At 36.0% G+C, this 22,464-nt stretch carries 19 protein-coding genes and 1 tRNA gene; 9 read left to right on the top strand and 11 right to left on the bottom strand.

Translation table 11 applies throughout. The features are described 5' to 3' along the window. Positions 1-7 precede the first annotated feature (7 nt). Complete coding sequence (locus tag DRF65_RS04465) at positions 8-1,204, top strand: winged helix-turn-helix domain-containing protein (protein ID WP_115969114.1); 1,197 nt, start codon at positions 8-10, stop codon at positions 1,202-1,204. 61 nt (positions 1,205-1,265) lie between these two features. Here DRF65_RS04465 and DRF65_RS04470 read toward each other — a convergent pair whose 3' ends face one another. The 6 genes from DRF65_RS04470 to DRF65_RS04500 form a co-directional block, all read right to left on the bottom strand. Further along, positions 1,266-1,598 (bottom strand): helix-turn-helix domain-containing protein, encoded by a 333-nt coding sequence (locus DRF65_RS04470; protein WP_115969116.1) that lies wholly within the window; start codon positions 1,596-1,598, stop codon positions 1,266-1,268. 39 nt (positions 1,599-1,637) lie between these two features. Further along, positions 1,638-2,105 (bottom strand): helix-turn-helix domain-containing protein, encoded by a 468-nt coding sequence (locus tag DRF65_RS04475; RefSeq protein WP_228438519.1) that lies wholly within the window; start codon positions 2,103-2,105, stop codon positions 1,638-1,640. A gap of 103 nt (positions 2,106-2,208) precedes the next feature. Beyond that, positions 2,209-4,068: a hypothetical protein gene (locus tag DRF65_RS04480; protein WP_115969119.1), complete on the bottom strand. Its 1,860-nt coding sequence runs from the start codon at positions 4,066-4,068 to the stop codon at positions 2,209-2,211. 85 nt (positions 4,069-4,153) lie between these two features. Then, the gene (locus DRF65_RS04485) at positions 4,154-5,632 is read right to left on the bottom strand and encodes a hypothetical protein (RefSeq protein WP_115969121.1); all 1,479 of its coding nucleotides are present in this window, start codon (positions 5,630-5,632) and stop codon (positions 4,154-4,156) included. A 1,132-nt stretch (positions 5,633-6,764) separates the two neighbouring features. Then, complete coding sequence (locus DRF65_RS04495) at positions 6,765-8,222, bottom strand: tetratricopeptide repeat protein (protein ID WP_115969125.1); 1,458 nt, start codon at positions 8,220-8,222, stop codon at positions 6,765-6,767. A gap of 252 nt (positions 8,223-8,474) precedes the next feature. Continuing rightward, positions 8,475-8,831, bottom strand: a complete 357-nt coding sequence (locus tag DRF65_RS04500; protein ID WP_115969127.1) for a winged helix-turn-helix transcriptional regulator — start codon at positions 8,829-8,831, stop codon at positions 8,475-8,477. Positions 8,832-8,985: 154 nt separating this feature from the next. On the opposite strand from DRF65_RS04500, the gene DRF65_RS04505 reads away from it, so the two are divergent. Both DRF65_RS04505 and DRF65_RS04510 read left to right on the top strand, forming a co-directional pair. Continuing rightward, positions 8,986-9,618 (top strand): NAD(P)H-dependent oxidoreductase, encoded by a 633-nt coding sequence (locus DRF65_RS04505; protein ID WP_115969129.1) that lies wholly within the window; start codon positions 8,986-8,988, stop codon positions 9,616-9,618. Positions 9,619-9,709: 91 nt separating this feature from the next. Then, the gene (locus DRF65_RS04510; protein WP_115969131.1) at positions 9,710-10,711 is read left to right on the top strand and encodes an MsnO8 family LLM class oxidoreductase; all 1,002 of its coding nucleotides are present in this window, start codon (positions 9,710-9,712) and stop codon (positions 10,709-10,711) included. A gap of 497 nt (positions 10,712-11,208) precedes the next feature. Here DRF65_RS04510 and DRF65_RS04515 read toward each other — a convergent pair whose 3' ends face one another. Then, a complete protein-coding gene (locus DRF65_RS04515; RefSeq protein WP_115969133.1) occupies positions 11,209-11,751 on the bottom strand; it encodes a hypothetical protein in 543 nt (180 codons plus the stop codon). Between the two features lie 333 nt (positions 11,752-12,084). Here DRF65_RS04515 and DRF65_RS04520 point away from each other — a divergent pair, with 333 nt between their 5' ends. Beyond that, positions 12,085-13,029: an MBL fold metallo-hydrolase gene (locus DRF65_RS04520; protein ID WP_115969134.1), complete on the top strand. Its 945-nt coding sequence runs from the start codon at positions 12,085-12,087 to the stop codon at positions 13,027-13,029. 66 nt (positions 13,030-13,095) lie between these two features. On the opposite strand, the gene arr is transcribed toward DRF65_RS04520, so the two are convergent. Together arr and DRF65_RS04530 are read right to left on the bottom strand one after the other, a co-directional pair. Then, positions 13,096-13,509, bottom strand: coding sequence for an NAD(+)--rifampin ADP-ribosyltransferase (arr, locus tag DRF65_RS29135; protein ID WP_394337813.1), 414 nt, complete (start codon positions 13,507-13,509; stop codon positions 13,096-13,098). Positions 13,510-13,952: 443 nt separating this feature from the next. Next, positions 13,953-15,299, bottom strand: a complete 1,347-nt coding sequence (locus DRF65_RS04530; protein WP_115969138.1) for a hypothetical protein — start codon at positions 15,297-15,299, stop codon at positions 13,953-13,955. A 653-nt stretch (positions 15,300-15,952) separates the two neighbouring features. On the opposite strand from DRF65_RS04530, the gene DRF65_RS04540 reads away from it, so the two are divergent. After that, the gene (locus DRF65_RS04540) at positions 15,953-16,363 is read left to right on the top strand and encodes a DUF6705 family protein (RefSeq protein ID WP_123947274.1); all 411 of its coding nucleotides are present in this window, start codon (positions 15,953-15,955) and stop codon (positions 16,361-16,363) included. A 38-nt stretch (positions 16,364-16,401) separates the two neighbouring features. Next, the gene (locus DRF65_RS04545) at positions 16,402-17,076 is read left to right on the top strand and encodes a suppressor of fused domain protein (protein ID WP_115969144.1); all 675 of its coding nucleotides are present in this window, start codon (positions 16,402-16,404) and stop codon (positions 17,074-17,076) included. Between the two features lie 68 nt (positions 17,077-17,144). On the opposite strand, the gene DRF65_RS04550 is transcribed toward DRF65_RS04545, so the two are convergent. Next, positions 17,145-17,465 carry a hypothetical protein gene (locus DRF65_RS04550; RefSeq protein ID WP_115969146.1) on the bottom strand — a complete coding sequence of 107 codons (321 nt, stop codon included), beginning with the start codon at positions 17,463-17,465 and terminating at the stop codon, positions 17,145-17,147. Positions 17,466-17,906: 441 nt separating this feature from the next. Between DRF65_RS04550 and DRF65_RS04555 the strand changes: the two genes are divergently transcribed. Further along, positions 17,907-18,779, top strand: a complete 873-nt coding sequence (locus DRF65_RS04555; protein ID WP_115969148.1) for a helix-turn-helix domain-containing protein — start codon at positions 17,907-17,909, stop codon at positions 18,777-18,779. A 173-nt stretch (positions 18,780-18,952) separates the two neighbouring features. Continuing rightward, positions 18,953-20,173: a TCR/Tet family MFS transporter gene (locus DRF65_RS04560; protein ID WP_115969150.1), complete on the top strand. Its 1,221-nt coding sequence runs from the start codon at positions 18,953-18,955 to the stop codon at positions 20,171-20,173. Positions 20,174-20,329: 156 nt separating this feature from the next. On the opposite strand, the gene DRF65_RS04565 is transcribed toward DRF65_RS04560, so the two are convergent. Beyond that, positions 20,330-21,706 (bottom strand): hypothetical protein, encoded by a 1,377-nt coding sequence (locus DRF65_RS04565; protein WP_115969152.1) that lies wholly within the window; start codon positions 21,704-21,706, stop codon positions 20,330-20,332. Between the two features lie 458 nt (positions 21,707-22,164). Between DRF65_RS04565 and DRF65_RS04570 the strand changes: the two genes are divergently transcribed. Continuing rightward, positions 22,165-22,249: transfer RNA gene (locus DRF65_RS04570), tRNA-Ser, on the top strand. Positions 22,250-22,464: the final 215 nt, after the last annotated feature.

Raw genomic sequence — 22,464 nt, forward strand, 5'->3', positions numbered from 1 at the left:
TATTGCTATGACAAAGATACCTGCATTACAAACACTACAGCTTATTACATTAGAGCGTCAGGGATTAATACAGACCACACCGTTTGGAACCGGAAAAGAGGCTGTGCTTACTACTCTGGAACGTCTTGCATATCTACAGATTGATACGTTGTCTGTGATAGAGAGGGCTCATCATCATACTTTATGGACAAGAATTCCTGATTTTAAAACCCATTATCTGGACGAGCTAGTGGAAGAACGTAAAATATTTGAATACTGGTTTCATGCTGCCTCTTACCTTCCGATACAGGATTTCCGGTATGCATTGCCACAAATGCTCCATGTAAAGCAAAGTGACTCCCATTATTATAATGCGGACAAAAAAGTTATGAAATATGTGATAGACACCATCCGGGCAGAAGGTCCTAAAATGGCAAGGGATTTTGAGAGTAAAAAGAATAAAGAAGGAAGCTGGTGGAACTGGAAGCCTGCTAAACTAGCTCTTGAACGGCTTTTTATGCAGGGAGATCTTATGATAAGTGGCCGAAGTGGTATGCAGAAAACTTATGACCTTGCGGAAAGGATATTGCCTTCATCCATAAATACCACACCACCTACTCCACTTGAACTAGCAGAATATCTGGTAAAAACAACTCTTCATGCCTATGGTTTTACTACTTTAAAACAAATCACCCATCTCAGGAAAGGTGATACCCTGAAAAAAAATGTGAATCTGGTTTTACAGTCTTTGCTTGAAAAAGGGGAAATACAGAAGCTTTCTATTGAAGGGCTTTCTTCTGTTTTTATTCAGAGTGATTTGCTTGAAAGGTCTGATAACATAGCGGTTTCAGGCATCAGATTGCTTTCTCCATTTGACAATTCTATTATTCACCGTGACCGTGTGAAACAAATTTTCGATTTTGATTTCCGTCTTGAGTGCTATGTTCCTAAGGAAAAAAGACAGTATGGTTATTTCTGTCTGCCTATCTTATTTGGGAATACATTTATCGGAAGAGTGGATTGTAAAGCACACAGGAAAGATAAAAAACTTGAGCTGATTTCCCTACATATTGAGAATACAGACCTTGCTCCTGAACTTTGGATACCGTCATTTGCTGATGCTGTAAAGCGTTTTGCATCCTTTAACGGCTGCGAATCACTACAACTGACCCAAGTGAGTCCATCAGGACTGAGAAAAGTAATCCATAAAGCTTTGATTAATTGATAAACTATTATATTCATATAAAACCCTGCAGTTCTATGAGCTGCAGGATTTCACTTCTGTTTTATTTCACAAGCTTTTCCAGCTTTCTCCATTTGGTAATGGTATTTCTGCTCATTTTAAAATGGCTGGCCAGCTGAGAATTATTCAGACTGTTCTTTTTCTGATACTCCAATATCCTCAAAATATCAGATTCGTTGTAGGCACGATGCCTTTGGGAACATTTTTCTTTGTTTTTATAAATCTGAGGGAAGATTCTCCGGTTAAGCTCCAGAATATCTGCCGTATCCAGATCTTTCTTTTTTAATAATTCTTTACATTCATTTATTTTATTGGGGTGCTCACTTTGGAGCATATCCTGATAAATAATTTTATAATTGGGGCGGTTCATTTTCATGTCACAGTTTAATTTACGGTATGAAAAGAGTACAGAATACTATTCTTCAGATTCTTTAAGTTCACTATTATATTTATTCAGCCATTTGTGAAAGGTTGATTTCGGAATATTATACCTTTGATAAATTTCCTGTCTGGACATATTTCCGGAATTATACTGATTCAGCATAAAATCAATAATTTCCCTTGTATAAAGACTTTTTCTGAAGTTGGGCAATCCAGAATCTTCTTTAGACTGTTCTTTTTCCTGATCCGAATTACAGGGAGCATACAGAATGATATGCTGAGAATAAATTCGGAAGAAGTCGTATTCTAAAAGTTTACTCCATTTTAAAAGCATGTCAGAATCAATACTGCTGGAGATGTACATTTTTTCAATTTCTTCTGCTGTACACTTAAGAAAACCACATATCCTGAGCAAGCCCATTTTTTTCTCCCGAACCCGGATCTTAATCAGGTTTCCCATATGAATTTCTTTAAAATCTATCAATACATTGTATTTTATCATCTTCAAATAAAATTTTAATTCATCAACGTCCATTCAATCAGTACTCCGGGGACAGTTTCTGCCCCCTTTGTACTGAAACACTGTAATCACATTATTTACTATCTTATTGCTTTTTCAAAACGTCTATCTCCGCCTGCAGCTTCTCTGTAATTTTCAGTAATGAAACGATGTTGTTTTTTTGTTCATCAATCTGCTTCTGCTGTTCTATGGTGTGTAGATACAGTTCTTCAATTTTCTCTAATGATTGTACAGACAGGTCTGAAATATTAAAGGAATATCCTTCCGCAGTTTTCTCCAGCTCTTTAATAGAAGTTACACCGGGAAGATGTCTGTTTTCCTTAATGAATTTTTCGGTATCATATAAAGAAGAGAACTTATAGGCAGGTTTTATCACCGAACTTTTGTTGTAATAATCTTCAAAAACGTAATCGGGATAAGTAGTTGTTGACGTTGCAATACTTCCGTTTACTTTCAGCTTCTGATTGCTGGCAAAGGTTTGCTGGCTGGTATAGCCCACACTTAAGGTATTATTGATATTGAATTTTCCATCTCCATCTATTTGTGCACGTGCAACGCCATTAGCATTACTTCCGGGACTTGTAGCAAAATTTATTGGTGCTGCAACAGTAGTCTGATGGGTAGAAAGATTCAAAGCTGTCGCATCATTATCAGCTATAATTTGTGCAGGTTGCTCGGGATAAATCTGAAAATGCATCCTGGCAGGTATACCATTACCATTATTATCAGCAGCATTAAGAATCATGTTGGCATATGATGTGATTCCGTATTGATAAAGTGTTCCTGTAGATCCCCAAACTGTCTGCTGTCCTGACCCCTGAAAAGTTAATGCTCTTCCTCCAAAAGATAGAGTACGATCTGTTGTAAGAGTTCCATTAGCATTGTAAATATTCAAAGCGTTTGCAGAACCCCATGCTGTTCCGTTCCATGTCATTACCTGCCCGTTTGCAGATCCTGAAGTAAGACCCAATGTGTAAGGACTTGCTGCTGTTCCGGATCCGGCTCTGGTTAACCCACCATTAGCAGTTGCATTAAGTACTTCATTACCAACAACTCCGTCTACTTCAGTAAGATTAACAGCTGCAGGACTCCATGTTGTCCCGTTCCATGTCATGATCTGTCCATTGGCAGTTCCAGAAGTAAGTCCCAATGTGTAAGGACTTGCTGCTGTTCCGGATCCGGCTCTGGTTAACCCACCATTAGCAGTTGCATTAAGTACTTCATTACCAACAACTCCGTCTACTTCAGTAAGATTAACAGCTGCAGGACTCCATGTTGTCCCGTTCCATGTCATGATCTGTCCATTGGCAGTTCCAGAAGTAAGTCCCAATGTGTAAGGACTTGCTGCTGTTCCGGATCCGGCTCTGGTTAACCCACCATTAGCAGTTGCATTAAGTACTTCATTACCAACAACTCCGTCTACTTCAGTAAGATTAACGGCTGCAGGACTCCATGTTGTCCCGTTCCATGTCATGATCTGTCCATTGGCAGTTCCAGAAGTAAGTCCCAATGTATAAGGGCTTGCTGCTGTTCCGGATCCGGCTCTGACTAATCCGCCATTAGCAGTTGCGTTAAGCACCTCATTACCAATAACTCCGTCTGTTTCTGTAAAAGTTCCATATGCTAACTTCTGCCATAATGTTCCATCAAAATAGAAATATCCTGCTGTTGTTACATTAGCCGTTTTTGCAGTCGTTCCGGTAGAGGTCAAAGCCTCAGTAACGTAGACAATGGCTCCTGTCTGGGCTGCAGAATATAATCCATCTTTGGTTTTCAGTTCTGAGCCTTTTAATCTCGGTGCGATCAGCCCATCTGTTTTAGTACTATCTGTTGACATCCCCACGATATCAAAGGTTGCCTGGGGAGTTGCTGTATTCACTCCTACCTGTGAAAATGCAAAGCCGGAAATCAGGAGTACTCCTGAAAGAATGATGTTTTTTTTCATGTGTTGTATATTTATTTATCCTTGTGTGTTATTTTGAGAATACAGATCTTATATAAATCTGCGGAATCATTTGTGTAGTTAGAATCTAATTAATTGTAGTTCCTACAATATCAAAGCGGTTATCTCCGTAGGTTTTTTCACATCCTGAGGAAGGACTCGGTGCACAATCATTAAAGCCACCGAAATCAACTCTTATCCCATCTTCATCTGCGGCATATACATAACCTTCCAATACAGCAGTATAGGTTCCAGGTTCTAATACAACGCTTCTGGTACCGTCAATATAAAATGTTCCCCAGACTCCACCCAGTTTTCCATTGGTATAAGACATGCTTGAACGTAATATCATAGCCTTAGAAAAATAAGGAGTATCAGTTGTGGATCCTGAATATAGTCTCACATTCACCTGAATTAACTTGGCATACACGTCTTCCAAACCATATCCGGCATACTGCCCGGCATCTTTTGTAAAATGGGAAGCACTTGTTGAATGTGAAAATGTTACGATTGATTTTTTAGTTAAAGTAAATGTCCTTTTGGTTAAGTCTGCCTTTGCTTCTTTATAATTATGAGCTCCTATAGTGGTAATAGTCTCTCCAAAAGCATCATTATTATCTCCGCCAGCATACATTGTGGTTACAGCAGGCACTCCCTCTAATGCTCCCAATATCCCGTTATTGTCAGCCACTACGGTTTTTGTTGCAAAAAAAGGTTGGCTCTTACTTTCATTTCTTGTCCCATCAGGATTGGTAAACAGTACATCTACGGAACCATTAAGAGGTAAAGTACGGATTCTTACATTTCCGTTAACATCCAGTTTTTCAGTGGGGTTATTCTGGGTTTCATTGATTGTATTGATCCCCAGATTTCCCGTATTATGTGCAAAACGAGCCCATTCACTATAGGCGGTAGGACTTGTATACTGTCCAAATGAAATATGTCCTTTAATACCTCCAGAGGTATAAAGTCTGGTTCCCGGTGAGTCTGCATCGCCGGTTTTTGGGAAATATGAACTTTGGGTCATTCCATATTTTTCACCAGTACTATCGTTAAAAACCCTTCCTACTCCATAATCAGAATCTGAACTAAACTGTATAAAACCATCCACATATAGCTTCGCAAGAGGATCTACATCTCCTATCCCAACATATCCGGGACCATCCAAGAGCAAATACTTATCTTTCTTGAGGTATGCAGATCTGTCACTGGTAAAAACATCATCTGTATTGTAGATGTTATGCCCCAGCTTTTGCCAGACTGAACCATCAAAGTGATAATAGCCAACCTTGGTTATATTTTTTGTTTTGTCTGTTGTATCGGCTTCATCTAATCCTTCCGTTACATATACAATGGCTCCCGTCTGATCATTTGTGTAATTAGAATCTTTGGCTTTAAGTTCTGCGCCTTTCAGTCTTGGGGCAATAAGTCCGTCAGTTTTGGTATAATCTGCAGGGGAAGCTACAATATCCAGTGTTGCCTTGGGATCGGGTGTACTGATACCTATCTGTCCGAAAGCAGAGACCCCGGTTAAGAGTGTCGCTGCAAAAATTAAATTTTTCTTCATTGTTGTTAGGTTATATTTTTTTATTTGTTTTTTTCATCATATGCAGTTCAATACCTGCATTACACTTTTGATGTAATGAACTTGGGCACTCTCCCATTTTATTATAGGATAAAAACTAAATGTTATTTCAACGGATATGAATTTATCCGGAAGAAGGTGATATTAATAAAAACAGAGGATGTTTTACAGTGACAATTTCAAATGGTTTATCTCTATTTAAAAAATATAAATGAGTACAGCCTTTATTCTCTAAGGAAGAAAATCCGGCTATACCAGTTTCTTCATTCCCAATGCATACCTGAGCATACAAAAAGCTGATGATCACAAAACAATCCAGCAAAAACAATCTCCCTATAAAATAGAGATTTTCTTTTTTGAATGTTATTATTTGTATTGTCATGGTTCGAAATAGTCTTAGTGTTTAGATCAGAAAATAAATAGATAAACAATCGTCTTTTACAGTTTAATTATTATTGTCATTCATTTTGTGAATTATTTGTGTTTTTCAGTTCTGTATTTTTCATCAATTTGAATGGGCAAATATTCATTATTTTAGTGTTTAATAGCAAATTAATCACCCCCTACAAAAGCTATACATAGTTGTAAATTATTGATTTTCAACAATATAAAAACACACCAAATCTAATTATTCTACATTTAGCAATAAACAGATTCCATTAAAAAAACGAAAAGATTTCATCCTGAAAAACGAGTATAACTTTTCGTCAGTTTTTACACGAAAAATTAGTATTCATTGTAACAATTCAGAAGTAAAATCTTGTTCATTTTAATGAAAATCTCTTTAATGGATTAAGAATAAAACTAAACTGAACATTTACAATTTCATACTTCTCCTTATCCTCTGCTTCAAATACAGATCTAAGATTGCGGGACCTCATTCAAAAGTAAAACTCCTGATTATTATGGAGATTTTTTCGTACACCAGAAAGCGAGGTTGATCTTAAATGTTATTTCGGTATAGAAATCCAATCACATTCTCATATCTTATGAATAGTACTTCCGGCTTATTATCAAAATCAAGCTTCCTAATCATCTCTGGTATACAATAAAAAACCATTGACATATCTGCCAATGGTTACTGTTATCTAAATAATACAGGAGGTTCAAGATGTTAATAATCTCTTCTCATCCAGTTGTTAAAGTCTATATCTGAAGGGATACTATATTTCTTACGGAGTCTGCTTCGTCGCATTTCAACGGCTCCCAGGGTTACATACGTATAGGTTGCAATATCTTTAGCGGAAAAATTAAGGTAAGCCATTGCGCAAAAAGTAAGCTCACTACTCCTGACCTTCGGATCAATAACTTTTAATTTCTGAATAAAATCCGGGTATAATTCTGAAAAAAGGGTCAGAAATTCAGGATTATTACATTTTGCCAAAGTAATAAGATCATTGAATTTATTCTCCTCAATCTTCCGTTCGAGTACTACGGTTGCCTGACTCATTTCAGTGAGAGTCTTTTTATTTTTATAAATAAGCTTTTTATTTTTTATATGCCATCTGTACCAAAATAAAGCAACAATAAGCAATACAAGAACTGCCAACACAATAAGATATACATATTTCCTGCTTTTCATGTTGTTTTCATGTTCTTTCTGATCCAGGATCTGACTTAATGCCTGCTCTACCACCTGTTTATTTGCTACATCAAGGGAATCAGTGAGTTTCTGATATTGATAAAGATAGCTGTTGGCTTCCCTGGGATCAAGATTATTTTTCATAAAGTAATCTCCAAGTACGCTGTATAGCTGCTGCACAGCATCTGTAGCATCTAATTCTTTAGCATTCTGGAGCGCTTTACGGTAATAGCTGATTGCCAGTTCCTGATTTCCTCTGGCAGCTTCCAAATCTCCATACTTCCTCAAAGCAAAGTATAAATAAGGTACATTGTATTTTTCAAGCAAAAACAATGATTTATCCAGATATTCCTGAGCTTTTACATATTCTTTTTGGATCGTGTACATCTGCCCCTTTTTAGCATAAGTTCCACTGAGATCGAAAAAAACCTGTTCTTCTTTCAGCTTTTTTAAAATATCTTCCTGCTGTTGTAAATGCACCCAGGTTGAATCATATTGGCGCAGCTGGGTGAAAACTTCTGAAAGATTCTCATGGGCCCAATAGACAGACATATCTTTTCTGTAAGGATCTTTTATCTTCTGAGAAAATTTCAATTGTTTATTAAATTCCTGAATGGCAAGTTTATTCATGTTAAGAAGTCCGTACGTTCTTCCTCTCAATCTGTAAACTTCAACCTGTGTATCAATAACAGATGTGAAATAAGGTTCACGCTCTGCTTTTTTAAGATAACCCAACGCCTCATTGTATCCGCCTGTTTCCGCCAATACTTTGGCAATGTATATATTTGACAGGGTTTTTCCTTTTGAATAATTATATGTATCTGATTTTTTTAAAGCTTCATTAGCTGTCCTAAGAGAAGGAATCAATTGAACTTCAGAAAATTCCGTAAAAGACTTATCCAAAAGGCTGTCTATTTGTTTCTCCATACGGGTTTGCCCCTGTATAAACAGGCAATAAAACAACAGAATAAGAATAGGGAAATTTTTCATCAAATATTTAATATTAAGAAACAATATACACCACCAAACAAGACAAGCGCAAAAATATCATTAATAAAACAATGAAAAAAGTAAATTTTTATAGATTTTTATCGAGAAAATATGATGTATATAGAAAAAAAAGGCTATTTTTAACCGATTCACAAAACAGATAGTTTCTGAATTAAAGAATTGAATAAAAAGAATTTTATACCGCTAAAATTTCTGTTTTTAGCAACATAGATTTTAATGTATATTGTTTTTTTAGTTTGTAAGCAGCTGCTCTCTGTATTTTATTCCCCATTTTGCCATTGTATCAATAATATCATGCAGACTTTTTCCAAAATCTGTGAGTTCATAATCTACTGTAACGGGCATTGTATTATTTTGGGTCCTGCTCACCAGATTATTCATTTCCAAATCTTTAAGTTCCTTTGAAAGCGTTTTGGCTGCAATGCCTTCAAGCTGTCTTTTCAGGTCCATAAAACGCATTTTACCCCCAAAATACAAGTGACTGATGATTATGGTTTTCCATTTTCCTTCCAATAAATAGACCGTGTCTTTTACTCCTCTGATATGATTTTTACACTCCGGCCCCAGTTCCAATCTTTCTTTTTTCATATTGAATAATTAGACTACAAAATTAGATAATTATCCCACATCAACGAAACTTGGTTACCTACAGGTAACTGATTACCTAAGGGTAACAGGTATATAATAGCAACTGCTTATGGCGTAACTTTGCATCATCAATCAACAAGTAAATAATACAATTATGTCACTACAGCAAACACTAAACTGGAGATCTGCAACCAAAGGCTATAACGGAAAACCCATTGAGAATGAAAAGCTGGAGCAGATACTTGAAGCTATTCGCCTTGCTCCATCAAGTTCAGGATTACAGCCATTTAAAGTTTTAGTTATCAAAAACAGAGAGCTAAGAGAAAAACTACAGCCCATTTCCTTTAATCAGGATCAGATTGTAAGGGCTTCTCACATTTTGGTCTTTGCTGCATGGGATGAATATACCACAGAAAGAGTTGATTCATTTTTTGAATTCAGCAATCAGGTAAGAAATCTTCCTAACAGTGCAACAGATGATTATCGTCTGAACCTATTGGGCATGCTGGAAAAACAAACCAGAGAACAGCATTTTAACAACGCTTCCAAACAAGCCTACATTGCTTTAGGATTTGGGCTCTTGGCAGCTGCGGACCTTAGAGTGGATGCGACTCCTATAGAAGGATTCAACAATGAAGCAGTGGATGAATTACTGAATTTACCTGAACAAGGCTTAAAAAGTACTGTTTTAATGGCTCTTGGTTATAAAGATGAAGAGACCGACTGGTGGGGAAAACTGGACAGAGTAAGAAGATCGAAGGAAGAATTGTTTGTTGAGATCAACTAAATTAAGCATAAAAATTAATAATAAAAAGCAGGAGATCTTTTGAAGGTCTCCCTTTTTTTGTCTTACATTAATGGCTCCATAAATCAATACAATGAAACTGAAATTAAGCATCCTGGACCAGACTCCAGTTATTAAAGGCGGTAATGCTGCTACTGCGCTAAAAAACAGTTTGAACTTAGCCAAGATGGCTGATGAGCTGGGTTATCACAGCATTTTGTACGCAGAGCACCATGGTGTGGAAGCCTATGGTAGTTCCAGTCCGGAAATCCTGGCAGCAACGGTTCTTGCCAATACAAAAAAAATCAAAGTAGGCACCGGAGGAATTATGCTTCGTAACTATTCCGCTTTTAAAATTGCAGAATGGGCAAAAATGCTCGCGCTACTCTATCCCAACCGTTTTATACTCGGTTTGGGAAAAGCTCCGGGAGGTCTGAAAGATGCAGTGCTCGCTTTAAATGGTCATAAACTTCCTATTCTGAATAATGTGAATGAAAAACTGGAAGAAATCATTGCTTACCTCAAAGAACAAAGCTATAAGGGTGCTGAGCTATTCGCTCAGCCGACACATATCTCAACATTGCCAGAGGTCACTTGGCTAGGTTCCGGAGAAAGTTCCGCTAAAGAAGCTGCAAAATATGGTATCTCCTACTCTATGGCTGATTTCATTGCAGAAGGATCAAATACCGAAATCCAGAAAATGTATCTGGAAGAATTTAATCCTACAGGATACAGTGATCTCCCTTCTTTTCAGGTAGCTCTCTCTGTTTCTGTTGCTGAAAGTCTTGAACAGGCACGGCGGAATGCATATGGAATGGTGTATCAGTTCGTAGAATCCAGAAAAATTTTAGCCCCTAAGGCATTGAAACCTTCTGAAGAGGTAGAAACACTTATTAGCAACAGTGAAGACGAAGAATTGTTCAACGCTCTGCTTGATAAAGTCATCATAGGCACTCCGGAAACCATCCATTCAAAATTGAAAGCAAAAGCATTGCAATACGGAACTCATGATCTGGTATTATTATCGAATATGTTCAACGAAGGAGACAGGATTTTCACCTATAAAAGTATTATTGAGCAAAGGCCATCGGATTAAAAACATCAGTTCCCTCTATGATCAAAGTAAGATCATACCTCAATTCATTGCTTTAATCTTCTTCCGGCTTTGTTCAATATAGCCCGGGAAGAATATTTTTCATCAAGATTCTGAAGCGTTTCTTTCAATTCCAGATAATGGCAAACATCAATACCTGAACATTGATTCTATTTCAGGTTTCTGGATTCCAGCTCCTGTTCCAATGCCTGATCTCGTCTGGTATACTGAACTCCCAGAAGACCTGCAAAAAATAGCGGAAAAAGTGTAAAAAATCCAAATCCGTTATTTACACTGCTGTATACTGCAATACCAATGAAAGCCCCTATAAGAGCAGCATTTATTATTTTCCCAGATTTAGATTTCTTCTTTTTCTCTAAAAGCTCCTGATCAGTTAATTCACTTAATTTTTTTTTCGTTCATGGTTATAGTTTTTTAATATGAATACCCTATTAACTTATAAATTTTCTCCTTTTAGTAATTGAAAATTTTCAGTCTGTTTAATTGGCTGCAGGATCAATAAGTTCTGTTGTAATTCTTAAAGATTTTAAAAGATTTTTATCATTAAAAAATAATGTTGAATAGTGTTTCCCACTTTTAAAAATCAGCTCTGACCCTTCTGGAAATTCACTGTCAGCGCTCAGTTTCTTAGCTTTTGCACCATATTTTTTGAATTTAACTTTAGCATCCTCCAATGTTGTTTTATTTAGAGTAAGATTATAAGGTAATCCACCTACGATCAATATTTTATCATCAGGGATTTCAAAGAACATTTCATTAATAGCATTATTTTTTCCAAGGCTAGAATATAGCTCCAATCCTGATTCTGTAATCCATTTGGCATATTTTTCCTCGTTGGCATCTTCATAAAAAACAGTTCCCGTATGTAATGCCTTCGAGATTTTATCCGGTGTCTGCGGAAAAATAAATTCAGTATTTTTATCCAGTAAGGAGTTCAAAGCTGCCGTTTTTTGAGAAAATGCAGTTATACTCAAGAACTGAAAAAGTATTGCCAGAGCTAAAGTGGACGGTTGGATCTTCATATTGACTGTTTTTGGTGGTTTTTCAGCTTTAAAGATAATAAAATTAGGGGAAATGGTCAGGAAACTGGAGGATGGATGATGGAAGTTGCCATTTGGCAGACAATTACTGACAGACAATGAATTTAAACTATTATCTTTTAAAGAAATCAATGCTATTGTTCATCCTATTTTGATATATTTTTCCTTAGCACTGATAAGTCTTTAGCTTCAGACTTTTGCGCCTGATCCCTTTTTTCTTCAACAATGACAGTCTTTTGATCAGCAGAACCGGAGAAAAATAATGTAAATTTGCATTACCCTGGCGCAAAGGTCAGGTTTTTAGTTTTTAATAGAATGAAAAAAGCAGCATTTTCTTTACTGGCACTTGTTTTACATCTGGCCTGCCAGGCACAAAATTTTGACGTTATTCCATTGGGCATTTATGGGGGAGAACAGGAGGACAATTTATCCGCTTATTTAGTCGGAGCCACCCAAGACAATACATTTCTTTGCCTTGATGCCGGAACTGTAAATACAGGAATCCGAAAAGCAATTGAAGAGAAAAGCCTTACCGGTCCGGAAGAAACGGTTCTTAAAGATCAGATCAAAGGATACTTCATTTCCCACGGTCATCTGGACCATCTGGCAGGGCTTATTATCAATTCTCCAGCTGATGCCAAAAAAGATATTTTTGCTATCCCATCAGTGGTTCAAATCCTGCAGAATCATTATTTTATCACAGATACCTGGATCAATTTTGCAGATCAGGGACAGAAACCGATCCTTGGAAAGTACCATTATAATGAGCTTCAGGAGGGAGTGGAAATCCCGACACAAAAGACATCTTTTTTCTTAACAGGATATGAGCTAAGCCACGTAAATCCGTATAAAAGCAGTGCGGCACTTGTAAGAAACAATGATCATTATCTGCTTTATCTTGGTGATACCGGTGCCGACAGAATCGAAAAGTCTGACCGCATGGACAACCTTTGGAAAAATGTAGCTCCATTGATAAAGAAGAAACAACTGAACACTATATTGATTGAAGTTTCTTTCCCGAACAGCCAGCCTGAAAATTTACTGTTTGGCCATCTTACTCCTAATCTATTGGTGGAAGAACTCAAAAAGCTAAAAGAAAAAACAGGACAGAAAGATCTGGAAGGTCTTACAATTGTAGTGACCCATAGAAAGCCTACCGGTGATAATCCTGAGATCATAAAAAAAGAGTTATTGAAAAACAATCCTTTAAAGGTAAAATATATTTTCCCTGAACAAGGTAAAAGAATTAATTTACCTTAGTAACAGAAAGCGATGAAACTTAAGTTTCATCGCTTTTTTATTGATACGGATGGATTTCCCCTTCGATTAATTGATTATATCTCCTTTATTGTTTTCCAGTTTTTCACGGAATTTATGAAGATCTTCAGGATTGGACTTAGTCCAGTCAGTCACTTCCCCAATAATTTTCAATGGGGCTTCTGAACGGTAAGAACGGGTTGGATTCCCTGGAAATTTTTTATCAGTCAGATTCGGGTCATTTTCAAAATGCCCTGTTGGTTCCACAATATATACCCGCTCAGATCCAATTCCCTTTGCTAATGCAGCCGCAAGTCCTGCACCATTTACCAATGCTGTAAAATAAATATGATTCATTATGAATTCTGACTTATAATTAGAATGCCCACCTGCCGTTAGCAGATCTCCTATTTGCAGGTCAGCTCTGGTTCCATGATAAAAAGGACCTTTATCAAAAATTTTATCTTTCACTGATATCGCCAACTCATTATACTCTTTTGATTTTTCCGGATCTGAAAGTTCTTCATAGCATTTAGCCATCTTTACATAAAGGGTGTAAAAAGAGCTCTCGGCAGTATCATCATTTGCTTTTAAAGCATACTGTAGCGCTGTTTCGAGCCATTTCAACTGATCAGATGGTGTTTTTTGCTGTCGTGCTATATAATATGCAGAAAGAAATTTCTCAACATCGTTTGTTGCTTCATTCCAGCCTTGCATAAATAATTTTTCCGCTTCTGCAGGTTTATTTTGTTCTTCCATACTCATTCCCTGAATACAGAGCTTAACAACAGTATTGAATGGTGAAAATTCCATAGTATAAATATTTTGTTTCAGATTTTTGAAATTTCTGACAATAAGAGTTCTAATTCCTTTTCCATAAATTTACACAAATACGTCAATCGTATTAGGTTCAATATTTTGGATTCCTAATGCGCACCACTGGTATTGAAGCTTTGTTCAAGAAAAGTCTCGGTTGAAATCCCATGTTTTTCAAAGTCAGAAATAATCATTTCTTTCAGTTTCTGAAATCTCTCGGCAGAGACTCCATCCAGTTCTTTTGCGGCCATATAAAAAAATGTACCCTTATATTTCTGTAGAACCGAACGAACGGCTGCATAGTCCATATTTTCAAGGATTTTATCTGTAAAATCACCTTTTAGAGGCAAATCAATGGAAGAACTGAACTCAATCGGTCTGAATGTGGCATCTTTTGATGTCTGGACATTGGAAGGAGGAAATGACTCATGCGGATTATAAACAGTGAGATAAACAGAAGCACCACTCCCATCATCCTGATTGAATATACTCTTATTCATTATAGCAAAGAATTTTTCAGATTTATTGATCACTGCCAGATGATAGGCAACACTGTCAGGATGTTTGATGTACTTTTCAAGAATTTCATTGTCTTCTATACGCCGTAAACCCATAATCTCTATTTTCGGTATATAGGGATCTCCACCTATCTCCGGAACAAATTCTACAGAAGCTCCCCGATCATTGGTAAAAAGAGTTACAGGGCCAAACTTCAGAGAATAATCTGCTGCAACTTTCTGTGCCTGCCGGAAGTTCTTCTCATAATCAGATTCTATCTGAAACATTGATCTGGTGAGCGATCTTGCTTCTTCTTTTCTTTTGTTTTGGATGATCTCTGTACCACAGGTACGTGCCAATATCAACACAGCAGAGAGAATTGACAAAGGAATGACAATATATTTATAGTTTCGTTTCTTAGAAACCTGTAATTGTTCTACAAGACGGGCTGCTTTTTCCTGTAATTTATTTTTCTCAATATTTTCGTCATGAGTTTGCAAAGGCTGTAGTGCCCTCTCTTCCAGATTCCGAAAAAGTTCATCCCTGAATGCAGTGAATACTGCAATATCATTCACTGATTTTTGATTCCGGGGATTAAATTGCCATACCAGCTTTTTACCATTATTCAGCTTTATCCGCATAGAAGGTGGTGGAGCCTGCAAAAAATTATAAGGCGGAATACTGTGGATATCTTCATAACGAATACGGCCATGCTTTTCTGAAGTAAAACCTTCATGATCTACTACAAGCGTATCCGTTTCTGCAGATATTTTGATAAACCGGGCCATACAATAAATTACAGCTCCGATTCCGAGGGGAATGATGATCCATACCCCCCACGGAATGGTATCCAAAAGAACCGTACTCAGTAAAATTACAATCAGAGGAATACCGAAAAAAGCCAGCAAAACATATAAACCTCCTTTATTGTTCTGGTATTTGAATGTAAATTGTTTCATGATCCGGTATTTATCTCAAATTATATGATGCCCATAAATTTAATATAAACCTGCTACATCCTAATAACTGATCTTATTTTTTTTAATTTAATTCAAAATACCTTCATCAAATTAACATCAGAATATTCAAAAGGCTATTTTCAACCTTATCTTCTTTTCTTAAGGTTTCCAGAAAGACCAGACCGTTCCATTAAAAACGGCAAGCTGATGAGCGAGGATGTCATAAGCTACTATTCCTACAGCAGGATTTATAATGTTTAAATGAGGACTTTTCATTTTGGGAAGAATCATCGCTTTATGATATCAGCCAGTACCAAAATTCCTGGAGTCATATTTGTACTGCTACTCCTACCAATGGTTACCTTCGCTGTTGTTGATTCTGATTTTTTTAATTTTTTAAACATTATCAAAAAATTGAATACAGTCATCGGATTCATTTTATTTCGTTTTAACAAGCAGAAAAATTTAAACCCAACTGAAATGAGATTAAGCTTAAAAAAAATTTCAGATTCTTTATCTTCAAAGTTTTATTCTTTGCCCCCAGGCTATGTGATTCTACCATCATCTTCATGATAATGATCTGTATAAAAATCCAAAAATTAATAGTATATTTAAAAGATATAGCCTAGGCTATTCAATCCAAAAGAAAATCAATGAAGCTACTGACTTTTATTTTACTATTTCTAGTATCAGGAATATGTAATGCGCAGGATCATGAAATCCCTCAAAACATTCAATCTGACTTTGAGGGAGTCTGGATGTATAAAACTGAGTACTTTACCAATTCTATAGATATCAGATTTGAAAAAGGGAAAAATTTTGCGACTTTTACAGATATTGGAACCGGTGAAGCTCCGCCAAAAACACTTAAGGCCACTGTAAAAGGGAACCTGTTAATTATTCCAGCCCAGCAACACCAGAACGACTATGTAGAGGCCGAGGTTATCAAAGGAAAACTCTATCTCAGAACAAGGCAGGTACTTTGGGATAAACAAGGGAATACAACCGGCAATAAAGGGAGTTCTGACCAAAGAATTTTTAAACGCATCACTAAGAAAAGATAAACAAATATAAAGCACTCATTTACATTTTAATAAAAAATATGGATAAGGAACTGATCAAAAAAATACAGGATAAAAAACATTATTACAAGAATATTGAAGCTTTGGAAAAACACCTTGATCAACATTTTAAAAGTGAAGAAATGACTGTTTTTCATGAAATGCTGTCACTGGATTTTCACCTTGATGTTTATTTTATTCAGCCCGAAGACGAGGATTTCAATATGCTGATCACTTCCGGAATGAGCCTGCTGGAAATGAATGTTCCTGACACCATCGAAAATAAGGAAGATTATGCTTTTGCAGAGCTTTTAATTCTACTTCCTAAAGATCTGAAGTTTGAAAAAGTCTTTCCAAGTGAAGGAAAAAATGACTGGATCATAAGTATGGTAAAAGATATGGCAAGATTCCCACACCATATGGACACATTCCTGACCGAAGGCCACACGTTGCAGGCATGGAGTGATATTGCAGAGCCTTATGATGAAAATACCCAGTTTACAAGCTGTATTTTATTACCTTCTGCAACCTTTGAGGAGGATTTCATGCAAATCAGCTGCGACGACAGGATCATCAACCTGTACAGCCTGTTCCCACTCTATAAAAATGAACTGGAATACAAAATAGAAAACGGTTACGGTAAATTTTTTGACTTGTTAATAGAAGGCAACCTGCCTGATATTTTTGATAACAACCGTAAAAATTTAGTAGATTAATAATATAGGCTGAAAGTGATGTAGTTCCTGAAGAGAACCACTCGTCTTATACTTCCTGCTTCCGGTCATTATTTTTTTCTGATGATAATATCTCCTTCCGATAATCTGATCTTTTCATTATTGATACTCAACTCAATCCATTGAGCAGGATCATCTGATTCACAATCGTTTATTATCCGGTAATCAGAATATCCGGTATTGAAATCCGGCAGACTCCAGATATCATCAACTGTTCTTTTATTGATCTCATAACGGTCAAACATATCCAGTAAATGAATACTGTCTGATAAGTCTTTCTTCAACTGAATATTAGATTCCTTATCGATTCCTTTATGGATCAAGTCATTCAGGGTATCAATTTCTTTGGCGATCAACTCCTTTGCTTTCATAATTATCTTTATTGATGCTTTTCACAAAAATAATTAAATATCAGCGATCATCTTAAAATCATGGCTGTGTTTGTCATAAAAAGATTAATTTTAAAGCTAAAGACCAAACAGTCATTATTTCAGGCTTTACTTATTAGGGGAAAACCAGCAACTAAAAGGCATATACATACCCAAAGAGGATTATAAAAGAATTAAAGAAGGTTCTTCAGTCAGTCTTACTTATTTTGAAATCGTTGATCTCCCTGTAGAAGGTCTTTATGAAAACGTAAAATTAGAATTCTTTAGTTTTTTTGTGGTGAAAAAATGGGATCATATTAAAAGACTGCTGTCCTTCCGTTAAATATTTACATTTCAATGGACAGTACAAACAATTTGTAAGATTTTATCCAACATTGTCTTTCAAATACTATCATTAATGTGCATTTTTTCCGAAATTTGGACATGGCTTTATTCTTAACTCCTGACAATATCTATAAGTTGTACAATATTGATCCTTCAAAAAAGATGGAAGGTATTGTTATTCTCCATCAGCAAAACCATCCCGGAAAAGAATATACAGCACATACCCGTATATTTGACGGATTACTGCTGGGTTTCATGATACAGGGAACTATGAAGGCTCAGATTCATTTTCTTGAGTATGAACTGAATGCAGATGATATTGCTGTTCTGCAGCCGCAATTAATGATTGATACAAAATCACTGAGTGAAGATGCAGAAATAGTTACAATCGGGCTTTCTTTAGATTTTATAGCATCCTTTCCGATCCTGCGTGAGTTTGTGATCAACGACAAAGTCCGATGGCAACCCGTTGTAAAACTTCAGCCTGAAGAAATTGGATTGCAGAAAGAATTGGTAACCCTGATCCAAAATTTCTATCATAAAAATCCGAGCCCAAGGAAAACTGAAATGCTTCGTTATCTTGTCATTGCACTCATGTGCATGATTTCTGAAGCTTATTCGGAACTGAAAGATCAAGACAGCTTTACCAAGAGCCGCACCCATGAAATTATTGACAATTTCTATCTATTGATCTCAAAATATGCACCTCAACAACGGAGTGTAAAGTTTTATGCAGAAAAGCTACATTTAACTCCGCAATACCTGTCTACATTTCTAAAGCAGAAAACAGGAAAGTCTGTATTACAATGGGTTGACCATGCTATGATCTTACATGCTAAAACATTACTCAAATCCACCCACTTATCTATCAAACAGATCAGCCATGAATTAAATTTTGAAGATTCAAGCGTATTCTGCAGATCTTTCAAAAGGATTACCGGAGTTTCACCAAAGGCTTTCAGAAACGGATAACCCACACTATTCATTCGTTAATTACACTCTGCTAAAACCTCAAGCAATATCTTAAAAAAAGACATATTAAAATCGCTGGAAATATTAATAAGCCTACAAAAAGCTTACAAAGTGTATATAAAACCCATAAAAGTGTAAAGGAAATACACCCTGCCCCGTTTTACTTTTACACCATGAAAAATTCTAAAAAAAAAGCAGCGATCGGGTTCATATTTATAACCCTGCTGATCGACATTACAGGCTGGGGAATCATTCTCCCGGTAGTGCCCAAACTGATTAAAGAACTTATTCACAGCGATATCAGTGAAGCAGCAAAATATGGAGGATGGCTGGGTTTTGCCTATGCTTTTACCCAATTTATATTTTCACCTTTGATCGGAAACCTTAGCGACCGTTTTGGAAGACGTCCTGTTATTTTAATTTCTCTTTTTGGGTTTGCTGTAGATTATATTTTTCTGGCTCTTGCCCCTTCTATCGGCTGGCTGTTTTTAGGAAGAATTATTGCCGGACTAACGGGAGCCAGCATATCGACTGCAAGTGCTTATATCGCTGATATATCAACGGATGAAGACAGGGCCAAAAATTTCGGAATGATAGGAGCTGCCTTAGGGCTTGGATTTATTATCGGGCCTGTCATTGGCGGATTACTGGGACATTATGGAGCAAGAGTTCCGTTCTATGCCGCCGCCGGACTGTGTCTTTTAAATTTTCTTTATGGATATTTTATTCTTCCGGAAAGTCTGGATAAAAGTAAACGCAGACCATTTGACTGGAAGCGCGCCAACCCAATCGGATCCCTTAAGTTTTTAGGAAAACATCCTGAAGTTTCCGGCCTGGTCTTCGCTCTGATCCTCATTTACATCGGAATTCATGCTGTACAAAGCAACTGGCATTTTTTTACCATGTATAAATTCGGCTGGACCGAGCGTATGGTTGGGATTTCTCTTGGAGTACTCGGTTTATTATTAGGTTTGGTACAAGGCGTTCTTATACGTTGGACAACACCTAAATTGGGAGAGCACAAAAGTATCTATTACGGGTTGATTTGCTATGCGATAGGATTATTCTTATTTGCCTTTGCCACTCAGGGATGGATGATGTTTATTTTCCTTATTCCATACAGCCTGGGCGGGATCTGTGGTCCTGCCCTACAATCGGTAATTACTAAAAATATTACTTCCAATGAGCAGGGTGAACTGCAGGGAGCATTAACCAGTTTAGTGAGTGCAACTTCAATCATAGGTCCTCCGATTATGACAAATTTATTTTATTATTTCACGCATGATGATGCGCCATTCAGCTTTTCAGGAGCGCCATTTTTCCTGGCATCTGTTTTAATGATGATAGGAGTAATAATTGTATATATTGTCTTTCAGCGAAAAAAAGGAAAGTAATTTGAATATTTAAATGAAAAAACAAGGTCTATATCATCGGCCCTGCTCTCCGAAGTCTCCTGACTTCGGAGCTTTTGCTTCAAACAAGTAACATATTGTATTTCAATACATAAAAATGCTGTTAAAATTTATACTGCTGAATTTTTATATAGTATTTTATACTGCATTTAAAAGTTCAATTTTTGCAAGTAATGAATCAATACTTCTATAAGTTTCTTTAAAGCTGGCTGTATCTCCAATTTTATAATGCAGTAATGCCATTTCCTTTTTATAAATATTTTGGTGATATATGTATAATTCAGGAATTAATTTTTCAGCTTTTTTGATACAGTCTTTAGATAGATCAATATCCTTCGTTAGATAATGATCAGCCATTTTTAAAAGTAATTCGGCTTTAGTAGTGATATTGCATAAATCGTTTTCCAGACACTCAAGAAATAACTGTTTATTATCCATACACATGAGGCATATTAAACGCCATATTTTATGAGAATATTCATCTTTTCCTTTTTCCAGAACAGCTGAAGCTTCTTTAATATTCCCATTTCGTGCCAAAATCATAGCATAATTATTGGCTGAAATATTGTCATTCCTATTTTCTTTCTGAAGATATTCCTGAATACCGGTAAGGCTATATAAAGGAGATACAAAACTACTGAAATCTGCTCCTTCATAAGAGTTTATAAGCCTTATATAATCATGAGAATGAGTTTCCAATAATGCATTTTTCTCATTTAAGAGCATGTGTGTTTCTCCAATTTCATGTAACCCTTTTTTATGGTCTATTATTTCATTAATACAAGTTTGAAGTTCATTATGATATAAATCCAGCGCCTCGTCTGTTTTATCATTCTTTAGAAGGATATTTATTAAAAATAATTTATTGGAAATAGAGAGCTTTTGCGTAGATAATTCTTTCAATATCTTTTCAGCTTCTGAACCGGTATTATTATCAGCAAAATGTAACAAACTATATGTAATGGTCTGTTTTTCTGAATCAACATCTGAAGATTCCAATTGTTTCAATATGATATCAACTACTTCATTGTCATACATTATGACCTTATTAATAACATCGTGAGAATACGAAAAATAAAGTTTCTCTTCTTCAGTTATTATTTTTTTGCACAATTCTTCAATAGAAAAGAAAGCTTCATAATATTGTTTTGCTTTGTTAAAATCCTGGCCTTCTTCAATTTGGCCCAACCAATATGTTGCTTCATCTTTATCTCCTCTTTCACAAAATAGCCAAAATAATGTTTCGACTTCATCCATATCAGCAATATCTTCTGCGTAGGATTTTAAGTACTCTTTGAATGGGTCTATATTTTTAATTTTATTTAAACAGGCAATTAGATCAGAAATCAGCTCTTCTTCATCTAATTTGGATTGCATTTCTGCATATATTTTCTCACCCAGAATGACATCAGAATTATAAAGTAAAACAACTAATTCTTCCACAAATTCATCAGTTAAGACATTAAAATTGTTTTCTACTTCCTCTTTGGTTAAAATTGATATTATTTCTTTCATATTTCACATTAATTACCTGTAAAATCCAAATTTATGTATTATTTTACTACAAACAACATTGATTCAATGGATGCTTTACATAATATATGTTTTTTATAACCAGCATTCTGTAAATCTAATTTTATAGTCCATTGTCGTCAATATATTTTTCAAATTATATAACTGCTTTCATATAAAAGCAAAATACTATTCTATTTTTTCATTCAATCACTATCATCATCTTCCTGGTTTCTGTTTTTCTCCAAATCCAAATTCCCTTTGTCCTCTGTATCCTTTACGCTCAAAACAATGATATTCAATTGCTTTAAATCCACTCCCATTTTTAAACTAAATCCTGACGAAAGCCCCTTCTGCTGCAGGATACAAAAAATATAAAATTTTATTTAAAAATATTTTGTTGGTAACTAAAAACGTTATATATTTGCACCACTGAAAACAACGATACAATCGGAGTTTAGGGAGAGTTGGCAGAGTGGTCGATTGCGGCAGTCTTGAAAACTGTTGACTGTAACAGGTCCGGGGGTTCGAATCCCTCACTCTCCGCAATAAAGCAGAAAAAACCTACTGATTACAGTAGGTTTTTTTATTTACGGAAAATAATCCATAAATTATTTGGATTAATCCATACTTGGTTGATCCACAGGTAATATAGGATCAGTACCAAAAGTTGTGGATTACGCAAAAAGTTTGGTTAATCTAAAAAGAAAAAAAGATTTATCTTTTACTCCTCTGAGCTGTAATCTAAAGTTTTTGATTTT

It is taken from the genome of Chryseobacterium pennae (assembly GCF_003385515.1).
Lineage (GTDB): Bacteria > Bacteroidota > Bacteroidia > Flavobacteriales > Weeksellaceae > Chryseobacterium > Chryseobacterium pennae.

Coding starts and splice junctions, on each gene's coding strand:
- DRF65_RS04465 (WP_115969114.1), top strand. CDS start 8: ATGACAAAGATACCTGCATTACAAACACTACAGCTTATTACATTAGAG.
- DRF65_RS04470 (WP_115969116.1), bottom strand. CDS start 1,598: ATGAAAATGAACCGCCCCAATTATAAAATTATTTATCAGGATATGCTC.
- DRF65_RS04475 (WP_228438519.1), bottom strand. CDS start 2,105: ATGATAAAATACAATGTATTGATAGATTTTAAAGAAATTCATATGGGA.
- DRF65_RS04480 (WP_115969119.1), bottom strand. CDS start 4,068: ATGAAAAAAAACATCATTCTTTCAGGAGTACTCCTGATTTCCGGCTTT.
- DRF65_RS04485 (WP_115969121.1), bottom strand. CDS start 5,632: ATGAAGAAAAATTTAATTTTTGCAGCGACACTCTTAACCGGGGTCTCT.
- DRF65_RS04495 (WP_115969125.1), bottom strand. CDS start 8,222: ATGAAAAATTTCCCTATTCTTATTCTGTTGTTTTATTGCCTGTTTATA.
- DRF65_RS04500 (WP_115969127.1), bottom strand. CDS start 8,831: ATGAAAAAAGAAAGATTGGAACTGGGGCCGGAGTGTAAAAATCATATC.
- DRF65_RS04505 (WP_115969129.1), top strand. CDS start 8,986: ATGTCACTACAGCAAACACTAAACTGGAGATCTGCAACCAAAGGCTAT.
- DRF65_RS04510 (WP_115969131.1), top strand. CDS start 9,710: ATGAAACTGAAATTAAGCATCCTGGACCAGACTCCAGTTATTAAAGGC.
- DRF65_RS04515 (WP_115969133.1), bottom strand. CDS start 11,751: ATGAAGATCCAACCGTCCACTTTAGCTCTGGCAATACTTTTTCAGTTC.
- DRF65_RS04520 (WP_115969134.1), top strand. CDS start 12,085: ATGAAAAAAGCAGCATTTTCTTTACTGGCACTTGTTTTACATCTGGCC.
- DRF65_RS04530 (WP_115969138.1), bottom strand. CDS start 15,299: ATGAAACAATTTACATTCAAATACCAGAACAATAAAGGAGGTTTATAT.
- DRF65_RS04540 (WP_123947274.1), top strand. CDS start 15,953: ATGAAGCTACTGACTTTTATTTTACTATTTCTAGTATCAGGAATATGT.
- DRF65_RS04545 (WP_115969144.1), top strand. CDS start 16,402: ATGGATAAGGAACTGATCAAAAAAATACAGGATAAAAAACATTATTAC.
- DRF65_RS04550 (WP_115969146.1), bottom strand. CDS start 17,465: ATGAAAGCAAAGGAGTTGATCGCCAAAGAAATTGATACCCTGAATGAC.
- DRF65_RS04555 (WP_115969148.1), top strand. CDS start 17,907: ATGGCTTTATTCTTAACTCCTGACAATATCTATAAGTTGTACAATATT.
- DRF65_RS04560 (WP_115969150.1), top strand. CDS start 18,953: ATGAAAAATTCTAAAAAAAAAGCAGCGATCGGGTTCATATTTATAACC.
- DRF65_RS04565 (WP_115969152.1), bottom strand. CDS start 21,706: ATGAAAGAAATAATATCAATTTTAACCAAAGAGGAAGTAGAAAACAAT.